This window comes from Streptomyces zinciresistens K42 (assembly GCF_000225525.1).
In the GTDB taxonomy this organism is placed as follows: domain Bacteria; phylum Actinomycetota; class Actinomycetes; order Streptomycetales; family Streptomycetaceae; genus Streptomyces; species Streptomyces zinciresistens.
The window spans coordinates 1-319 of record NZ_AGBF01000500.1 but is presented as its reverse complement, the minus strand read 5'-3'; the positions used below and the strand labels follow the sequence as shown (position 1 = coordinate 319).

General features: G+C 71.8%; 1 pseudogene. It reads left to right on the top strand.

The window, feature by feature from the left end:
* A pseudogene (locus SZN_RS37370) lies at positions 1–136 on the top strand (S8 family serine peptidase); the annotation flags it as partial.
* Positions 137–319: the final 183 nt, after the last annotated feature.

Below are 319 nucleotides of genomic sequence, written 5' to 3'. Positions count from 1 at the left end.
GCGCACCCAGGAGGCGTGGCAGACCACCAGGGGCAAGGGCGTCACCGTCGCCGTCCTCGACACCGGTGTCGACGCCGAGCACCCCGACCTTGCCGGGAACGTCGTCCAGGGCAAGGACATGGTCGGCTTCGGAGCCCCCGCGAGCGCGACGCCCAACGACCTCGGTCCCGACAACGTCCACCCGCTCCAGCGCTGACCAGCGCCGCTGGACGCGATGGCCGCCGCGATCACCGAGCGGACCCGGCTGATCTTCGTCCGACAGCTTCCCGGCCAGCGCGATGATCTCGCGATGCTGCGCCAGGCTCACCCGCTGGTGCTG